Below are 7,903 nucleotides of genomic sequence, written 5' to 3'. Positions count from 1 at the left end.
TCATTGCATCCGCGGACGTGGTGTGGGCCGACGAGACACCCGTGCGCGTGCTGGACGTGAAGAAGACGCGCCAAGGCTACCTTTGGACTTTCCTCACCCAGACGGCGCAAGGTGAGTGGCTCTTGGGCTACCGCTTCAGCCTGGGCCGGGCCAGCACGACGCCGAAGGAAGTCCTGGGCGGCACCCGGGGCGCCCTCGTGGTGGATGCCTATACCGGCTACAACGCGGTGACGCTGCCCGAAGGCCGCGTACGCGTCGGGTGTTGGGCCCACGTGCGCCGCCGCTTCTTCGAGGCGCTGCCTACCGCGCCCGAGGCCCGCGAGGCCTTGGACTTCATCCTCGCCCTCTACCGCGTGGAAGCCCTGGCTCGCGAAGCGGGCGTCGTGCGCACCGACGCGCACCGCGAGCTGCGCCAGCAGCAGAGCCTCCCCGTCCTCTCGGCGCTGCGTGCGTGGATGGAATCGCAGGCCCCGCGCCACCTGCCCAAGGGGCCTATGGGCCAGGCCCTTTCCTACGCCCTGAAGCAATGGGACGCCCTGACGCGATTCTCTTCCGACGCGCGCCTGCCCCTGGACAACAATCGCTCCGAGGCGGCGCTGCGCAAAGTGGCCCTGGGCCGGAAGAACTTCCTCTTCGTCGGCCATGAGGCCGCGGGGGAAAACCTCGCCGGCCTCTACGCTCTCGTCGCCACCTGCGAGGCCAACCAGGTCAATCCCGAGGCCTACCTCGCGGACATGCTACTGCGCGTGCAGACGCATCCCCACTCGCGCATTGGTGAGCTGCTACCCTACGAGTGGATGCGGCGACGCGCCGCCGACCCGCCCGATTCGCCCCGCCAGCTCAGTCCCTGAAGAGCTGACTCCTCGCGGCGCTCGCCGAGCACGGTCCACGTCTGTCATCAAGTGTCCCGGCACGTCATTGGCCGGACGGTTACCGTTGTAGCTGCCTGTCATGTTGGGCAGCAGATTGAAGGGCGAGTACGTCGACACGACGTGGCTGATGGCCCCGCCCCAACTGTCGTGCTCCCAGAGGTACTTCCCCAGGGCCCGGCGCAGGTCATTCAGCGTCGTGCGCGTCGTCTCGTGCGTCAGGATGGCTTCGGCGTGCTCCTGCTCCAGTTCCCGGTTGCGCTGACACCGGCTGTCGGATTCGTACACGAGGTGTTCGTGGAGATCCGTGCGCGACTGGAAGCCCTTCCAGTGCGCCTTGGCCACCGTGTTCGTCAGGCCGAGCGTGGGCTCGAAGGAGCCCAGCTTCGTGCCCTTCGGGAAGGACCACGGCTTGGATGCGATCCACGCCCGCAGGGTGTTCCGCATGCCGACCTTCGTCAGGTGCGGGAGGCGCGCGCGGTGATTCTGGGTCGCGTGCGTGTACGCGGCATCCGCCACCGCCACGGCCTCCGAGTCCTTCAGCAGGACCGAGTTGATCTCCACCGCCATCGCGAGCCTCCCGGGCAAACCAGGCGTCGCAGCCTATTCCACCAGGGATGCGCCGTGCGCTGGGTGGACCGGGACTTCGCGGGTGTCGCGCCCGGCCCTACTTGCGCGGTCGCATCCGGAAGGCCACGAAGGACGCCATGTCCGGGAAGCCGAAGTACGGGTTCTTCTGGCGGATGGCCTCCATCTGGGCCACCGGCACGTCCGCGTAGTCGTGCCCGGGGTACAGCCGCGCGGTGTCCGGCACCTTCGAGAGCACCTGCGACAGCGAGCGGTACATGTCCTCCGGGTTGCCGCCCGGAAAGTCGCACCGGCCGCACCCGTTGATGAAGACCGTGTCCCCGGACACGAGCGCGTCCTCCGCCAGCAGGCAGTGCGACCCCGGCGTGTGCCCGGGCGTGTGCAGCGCATGGAACGTGCGCGCGCCCACCGGCACCGCATCGCCCGCCTTCAGGAGCTTGAGCGCGTCCCCACCCCGCTTGCGCAAATCGCTGGAGAAGGCGACCTCCTCCGCCTGCGCGTACACCGGCACGTCGTGACGCGAGAGCAGCTCCTCGAGGCCGTTGATGTGGTCGCCATGGCAGTGCGACACGAACGCGCCCACCACGCGCTTGCCGTCCTGCGCCACCGCCGCCTCGATGGCCGGCACGTCCCACGCCGGATCCACCACCACCACCTCCGGGCCGTCCTGGGGACCCACGAGGTAGACGAAGTTGTCCATCGGTCCGAGCTTGAGCTGACGCACGTACGGCGTGGGCATGGTTGTCCTCCTGACGGCCAGTCTACGCCCCAGGCTTGCCGCCCCGGGGCCAGTTCCCTTTGAATGCCACTTTTTGATGCCCCACGCCGTCAGGAGGTCTCCGTCCGTGAAGCGCCTGCCCACCCTGCTCGCCTGTTCGCTGCTGGCCAGCGCGAGCGCCTCCGCCGCGGGGCGGACCGCCTCCACGTTCCGCTACAAGCCGTCGCCGGACGACGAGCGCCCCGTCATCGTGGATGCCACCATCGGGCCCCAGGGCAGCGACTTCGCCATGCGCCTGAAGTTCAACAAGGACCCCTTCGGCGAGGAGTGCAAGCAGCGCTGCGCCAACATCACCCTCTTCCTGGACACCGACTCCAGCGTCCAGTCCGGCCTCCACCTGCCCGCCAACAAGGCCCCGGAGAACGGCGCCGACCTGGCGGTCGTCATCCAGGGCGTGCGGGAGTACAAGCGCCAGGACGCGCCCCCGGAGATGACCCTGCGCGTGAAGATCCGCCAGCTGAACTCGGACGCCACCAGCGCGGACGGGGGCGAGCTGCTCGCGGACCTCAACCACCGGCAGGACCCGGAGCGCATCCAGACGGACGGCACCACGGTCTACCTGCTGGTGGACGCCACCAGCGCGCTCCTGCCCTCCGCCCGCAGGGTGCGCGTCATCTACCACCCGCCGGGAAGCAAGGCCCTCACCGCCACCATCAACGGGATGGCCGGCGGCGGCTCCGGCCGGGGCGTGCAGATCTTCAAGCGAGGCAAGGGCTGGGGCCGCGCCCCTGACGCGGAGGGCAAGAAGCCCCGCGCCAACGCCGACGGCGACAACGGCTAGTCCAAGCAGCCCGCCAGCCATGCCCGGCCCTACTCCCCTCGGAATTCCGGGGGGTTGGCGGTGGGTTTCAAGCAGGCAGAGGACTGTACGGACGTGCAGAAGTTTCGGGCTGGAGCCGACGCAACCACCCGAATTCGTTCTCAATGTCAGAGGCCCATGGTAGTCCCGCCCATCTGACGTCGAGGGTCCGACCCGACTGGTAGTCGCAGCGCGCACGGCTTGCCGCCCGCGCGCCGCGTCACGCCTGGCCGGTGGGCCCGTGTGAAACCCATCTGGATTCCATGACCATGCTCGCAGAAGCCGATACGAAGTCGCGCAAGAAGCAGGGAGGCCCGGCAGGGGGCGGAGGAAAGGGAGGCGGCGGTGGCGGGTCCGGCGCCGGTGGCGGGGACAGCCTGCCCGCGGGCCTGGCCGAGGAAGCGCGCCGCCGGTACCTGAACTACGCCCTGTCGGTCATCACCTCGCGCGCCCTGCCCGACGTGCGCGACGGCCTCAAGCCGGTGCAGCGCCGCATCCTCTACGGCATGTGGAACGACCTGAACCTGTCGTTCGACACGAAGTACCAGAAGTGCGCGCAGGTGGTCGGCGCCATCATGGGCCGCTACCACCCGCACGGCGACACGGCCATCTACGACGCGCTCGTGCGCATGGCGCAGGACTTCTCCCTGCGCTACCCGCTGGTGGACGGCCACGGCAACTTCGGCTCGCTGGACGGCGACTCCGCCGCCGCCTACCGCTACACCGAGTGCCGCCTGGAGAAGCTGGCCACGGAGCTGTTGGGTGAGCTGGACAGCAAGACGGTCCGCTTCCGCCCCAACTACGACGGCACCCGCGACGAGCCCGTCGTCATCCCGGCGCGCGTGCCGCAGCTCTTGATGAACGGCACCACCGGCATCGCGGTGGGCATGGCCACCAACATCCCGCCCCACCACCTGGGCGAGCTGGTGGACGCGCTCCTGGCGCTCATCAACGACCCGGAGCTGCAGACCAAGGACCTGCTCAAGTGGATCAAGGGGCCGGACTTCCCCACCGGCGGGCAGATCCTCAACGACAAGAAGGAGCTGCGCGAAATCTACGAGACGGGCCAGGGCTCCGTCCGCATCCGCGGCGAGTACAAGCTGGAGGAGATGAAGCGCGGCGGTCAGATGATCGTCGTCACCTCCATCCCGTACACGGTGAACAAGTCCACGCTCGTCGCGAAGATTGGCGAGCTGGTGCGCGACCGCAAGCTGCCCCTCATCACCGACGTGCGCGACGAGTCCACCAAGGACGTGCGCATCGTGCTGGAGGTCAAGAAGGACGCCAACCCCGAGCTGGTGATGGCGTACCTCTACAAGCACACGCCCCTGCAGACGAACTTCGGCGTGAACCTGACGTGCCTCGTGCCGTCGGAGAACCCGGACGTCGGCACGCCCAAGCGCCTGGACCTCAAGTCCATGCTCCGCTACTTCCTCGACTTCCGCCTGGAGGTCGTGACGAAGCGGTTCGAGCACGAGCTGGCGGAGCTCAAGCGGCGCGTCCACATCCTGGAAGGCTTCGAGAAGGCCTACGACGCGCTGGATGAGATCATCCGGATCATCCGCCAGTCGGAAGGCAAGCAGGACGCCGCCCAGAAGTTGATGACGCGCTTCAAGATGGACGAACTCCAGGTGGACGCCATCCTGGAGATGCGCCTCTACAAGCTGGCCCGCCTGGAGATCCTCATCGTCCAGAAGGAGCTCAAGGAGAAGCGCGCGGAGATCAAGCGCATCGAGGGCATCCTCAAGGACGCGAAGAAGCGCTGGGCCGTCATCCACGACGAGCTGACCGGCCTCAAGGCCGCGTACACCGACAAGCGCCGCACGCGCATTGGCGGCGCGGGCGCGGAGGAGATGGAGTTCTCCGCGGAGGCGTTCATCGCGGACGAGGACGCCCACGTCGTGATTACGCGCGACGGGTGGATCAAGCGCGTGCGCGAGGTGAAGGATCCGTCCACCACCCGCCTGCGTGAAGGCGACGCGGTGATGGCGGTGCTCGCCGGCAGCCTGAAGGCGAACCTGGTGCTGTTCAGCAACTTCGGCACCGCCTACGTCACCCGCTTCAACGACGTGCCGGCCTCCACCGGCTACGGCGACCCGGTGCAGAAGCTGTTCAAGTTCGACGACGGCGAGCGCGTGGTGGGCGCCCTGTCCCAGGACGCCCGCCTGCCCCAGCCGGAGAAGCTGGTGGCGGTGACGCGCCAGGGCCTGGGCCTGCGCTTCCTCCTGGCGCCGCACACCGAGGTGTCCACCCGCGCCGGCCGCCGCTACGCGAAGACGGGCGAGGGCGATGAGATCATCGGCACGCAGCCGGTGGGCGACAAGGACCTGCTCGCCATCCTCACGGAGAAGACCAACGCCCTCGTCTGCAAGGTGGCGGAGGTGAACGAGCTCGCCGGTCCGGGCAAGGGCGTCCAGGTCATCAAGGTGGACCCGGGCGACAAGGTGGTGGACTTCCTCGCGGCGCCCGCCAGTCAGAAGGACGCCACGCTGGAGTTCGAGACGCAGAAGGGCCGCAAGCTGCACCTGTCACCGGCGAAGTTCGGCGTGACGGGCCGCGGCGGCAAGGGCCACGAGATGTCCAAGCGCGACACGGTGAAGGAGGTGGCGAAGCCCGTCACCTTCGTGCCGCTGCCGGAGAAGAAGGAGTAGCGGGAAGGCCATGGCGACCAAGAAGGAAAGCTACACAGGCGCGGACATCCAGGTCCTGGAAGGCCTGGAGCCGGTGCGCAAGCGCCCGGCCATGTACATCGGTGGCACCGACAGCACGGGCTACCACCACCTCCTCTGGGAGATCGTCGACAACTCGGTGGACGAGGTCATCAACGGCTTCGCGTCCCTCATCGAAGTCACGCTCCACAAGGGCGGCAAGTCCATCACCGTCGTGGACAACGGGCGCGGCATCCCCGTGGACATGATGCCCAAGCACAAGAAGCCCGCCGTGGAGGTCATCCTCACGACGCTGCACGCGGGCGGCAAGTTCGAGCAGGGCAACTACATCCACTCGGGCGGTCTGCACGGCGTGGGCAGCTCCGTGGTGAACGCGCTCACCAGCAAGCTGCTCATCGAAATCAAGAAGGACGGCAAGCGCCACGTGCAGTCGTACGCGCGCGGCAAGGCGACCAGCGCCCTCAAGGTGGAGGGCCCGGCGCGCGGCACCGGCACGTCCATCACCTTCGAGCCGGACGCCGAAATCTTCGGCGAGAAGCAGAAGTTCGACGCGGCCCTGGTGCGCGAGCGCCTGGAGGCGAAGAGCTACCTGCACAAGGGGATGACCGTCGTCTGGAAGGACGAGACGGCCACGCCCGCCGTGTCGGAGACATTCAAGCACGACGGCGGCATCGCCGAGTACCTCACCAAGGTCGTGTCGGAGCGCCAGAAGCCCATCGTCCCCGCGGGCAGCACGCCGTTCTACTTCTCGCGCGACAACGAGGTCCGCCTGGAGGTGTCGCTGGCGTGGACGGAGGCCACGGACGAGCACATCCGCTCGTACGTCAACGGCATCCCCACGAACCTGGGCGGCACGCACGAAGCGGGCTTGAGGGCGGCCATCGTCAAGGCGATGCGCAACTACATCGAGACGCACGGCCTGACGCCCAAGGGCGTGTCGCTCACCGCGGAGGACATCCGCGAGGGCATCACCGCCATCCTCTCCGTGTACGTGGTGGAGCCCCAGTTCCAGGGGCAGACGAAGGGTCGCCTCAACAACCCGGAGACGACGGCGCAGGTGGACGGCGCCGTCCGCCCGGTGCTGGAGAAGTGGTTCAACGACAACAAGTCCATCGCGGAAGCGCTGCTGGCGCGCATCATCCTGGCCGCCCGAGCGCGTGAAGCGTCCCGCGCGGCCTCCGCCGCCATCAGCCGCAAGTCCGCGGTGAGCCACCGGTTGAACCTCCCCGGGAAGCTGGCGGACTGCTCGTCCACGGACCCCGCCTCCAGCGAGCTGTTCATCGTGGAAGGTGACTCCGCAGGCGGCTCCGCCAAGCAGGGCCGGGACCGGCGCACCCAGGCCATCCTCCCCTTGCGCGGCAAGGTGCTCAACGCGGAGCAGGCGTCCACCGACAAGGTGGCCACCAACAAGGAGCTCCAGGACATCGTCAGCGCGCTGGGCTGCGGCATCGGCTCCGACTTCGACATCACGAAGCTGCGCTACGGCCGCGTCTTCCTGCTGATGGACGCGGACAGCGACGGCCACCACATCGCCACGCTGCTGCTCACGTTCTTCTACCGGCACCTGCGGCCGCTGATTGAAGCGGGCGCCGTGCACATCGCCCAGCCGCCGCTGTACCGGGTGGACATCGGCAAGGAGACGTACTGGGCCCTGGACGAGCCGGACCGCGACCGCATCATCCGCGAGAAGGCCCGGGGCAACGCCAAGCCCAACATCATGCGCTTCAAGGGTCTGGGCGAGATGACGGCCGACGAGCTGAAGCAGACGACGCTCGACGCGAAGAACCGCATCAGCCTGCGCGTGACCATCGACAACGCGCTGGAGACCGACCGCATCATCAACGACCTGATGGGGAAGGACGTCTCGGCGCGTTACAAGTTCATCACCGAGCAGGCCGGTGAGGTCCAGGAGTTGGACGTCTGAAAAAGCGGGAGTCCCCGCACACCCGGGATGGGCGCTTTTCCGTCCCGGGTGTGCATTGGTCTTCCGGCCCGCGGGTCGGCTAGCATCCGCCGAATCGTGAACACCACCCGCCTTGCCCTGACTGTCGCGCTCGCCTGCGTGCTGAGCGCTCCCGCCGCCGACGCCGCCACCAAGCGGAAGTCCGCCGCGAAGAAGAAGCGCCCCGCCGCCACCAAGAAGGTCCCCGCGGCCGTCCCCGAGGACACCTTCACCCCGCCGGAATCCGCGGAGCCCGAG

The 7,903-nt window shown here is 68.1% G+C and carries 7 protein-coding genes; 5 read left to right on the top strand and 2 right to left on the bottom strand.

Annotated elements, in window-relative coordinates:
* The coding region (locus D7V80_RS39105; protein WP_158616777.1) for an IS66 family transposase at positions 1-851 on the top strand (851 nt) is incomplete at its 5' end.
* Here D7V80_RS39105 and D7V80_RS39100 read toward each other — a convergent pair.
* The gene (locus D7V80_RS39100; protein WP_120592885.1) at positions 783-1,439 is read right to left on the bottom strand and encodes a hypothetical protein; all 657 of its coding nucleotides are present in this window, start codon (positions 1,437-1,439) and stop codon (positions 783-785) included. The two genes, D7V80_RS39105 and D7V80_RS39100, sit on opposite strands and share 69 nt — an antisense overlap.
* 97 nt (positions 1,440-1,536) lie before the next feature.
* Positions 1,537-2,196 carry an MBL fold metallo-hydrolase gene (locus tag D7V80_RS39095; RefSeq protein WP_120592884.1) on the bottom strand — a complete coding sequence of 220 codons (660 nt, stop codon included), beginning with the start codon at positions 2,194-2,196 and terminating at the stop codon, positions 1,537-1,539.
* A 106-nt stretch (positions 2,197-2,302) separates the two neighbouring features.
* Between D7V80_RS39095 and D7V80_RS39090 the strand changes: the two genes are divergently transcribed.
* The 4 genes from D7V80_RS39090 to D7V80_RS39075 all read left to right on the top strand — a co-directional run.
* Positions 2,303-3,016: a hypothetical protein gene (locus D7V80_RS39090; protein ID WP_120592883.1), complete on the top strand. Its 714-nt coding sequence runs from the start codon at positions 2,303-2,305 to the stop codon at positions 3,014-3,016.
* A gap of 287 nt (positions 3,017-3,303) precedes the next feature.
* Positions 3,304-5,685, top strand: a complete 2,382-nt coding sequence (locus D7V80_RS39085; protein ID WP_199738974.1) for a DNA topoisomerase (ATP-hydrolyzing) subunit A — start codon at positions 3,304-3,306, stop codon at positions 5,683-5,685.
* 10 nt (positions 5,686-5,695) lie between these two features.
* The gene (locus D7V80_RS39080; protein WP_120592881.1) at positions 5,696-7,627 is read left to right on the top strand and encodes a type IIA DNA topoisomerase subunit B; all 1,932 of its coding nucleotides are present in this window, start codon (positions 5,696-5,698) and stop codon (positions 7,625-7,627) included.
* A gap of 96 nt (positions 7,628-7,723) precedes the next feature.
* Positions 7,724-7,903, top strand: a 180-nt coding sequence (locus D7V80_RS39075; RefSeq protein ID WP_199738973.1) for a hypothetical protein, incomplete at its 3' end; no start/stop codon positions are given.

Source organism: Corallococcus sp. CA054B (genome assembly GCF_003611625.1).
Classification (GTDB): Bacteria; Myxococcota; Myxococcia; order Myxococcales; family Myxococcaceae; genus Corallococcus; species Corallococcus coralloides.
The sequence above is the reverse complement of the archived record's forward strand: the minus strand, read 5'-3'. Positions and strand labels throughout refer to the sequence as shown.

Coding starts and splice junctions, on each gene's coding strand:
- D7V80_RS39100 (WP_120592885.1), bottom strand. CDS start 1,439: ATGGCGGTGGAGATCAACTCGGTCCTGCTGAAGGACTCGGAGGCCGTG.
- D7V80_RS39095 (WP_120592884.1), bottom strand. CDS start 2,196: ATGCCCACGCCGTACGTGCGTCAGCTCAAGCTCGGACCGATGGACAAC.
- D7V80_RS39085 (WP_199738974.1), top strand. CDS start 3,304: ATGCTCGCAGAAGCCGATACGAAGTCGCGCAAGAAGCAGGGAGGCCCG.
- D7V80_RS39080 (WP_120592881.1), top strand. CDS start 5,696: ATGGCGACCAAGAAGGAAAGCTACACAGGCGCGGACATCCAGGTCCTG.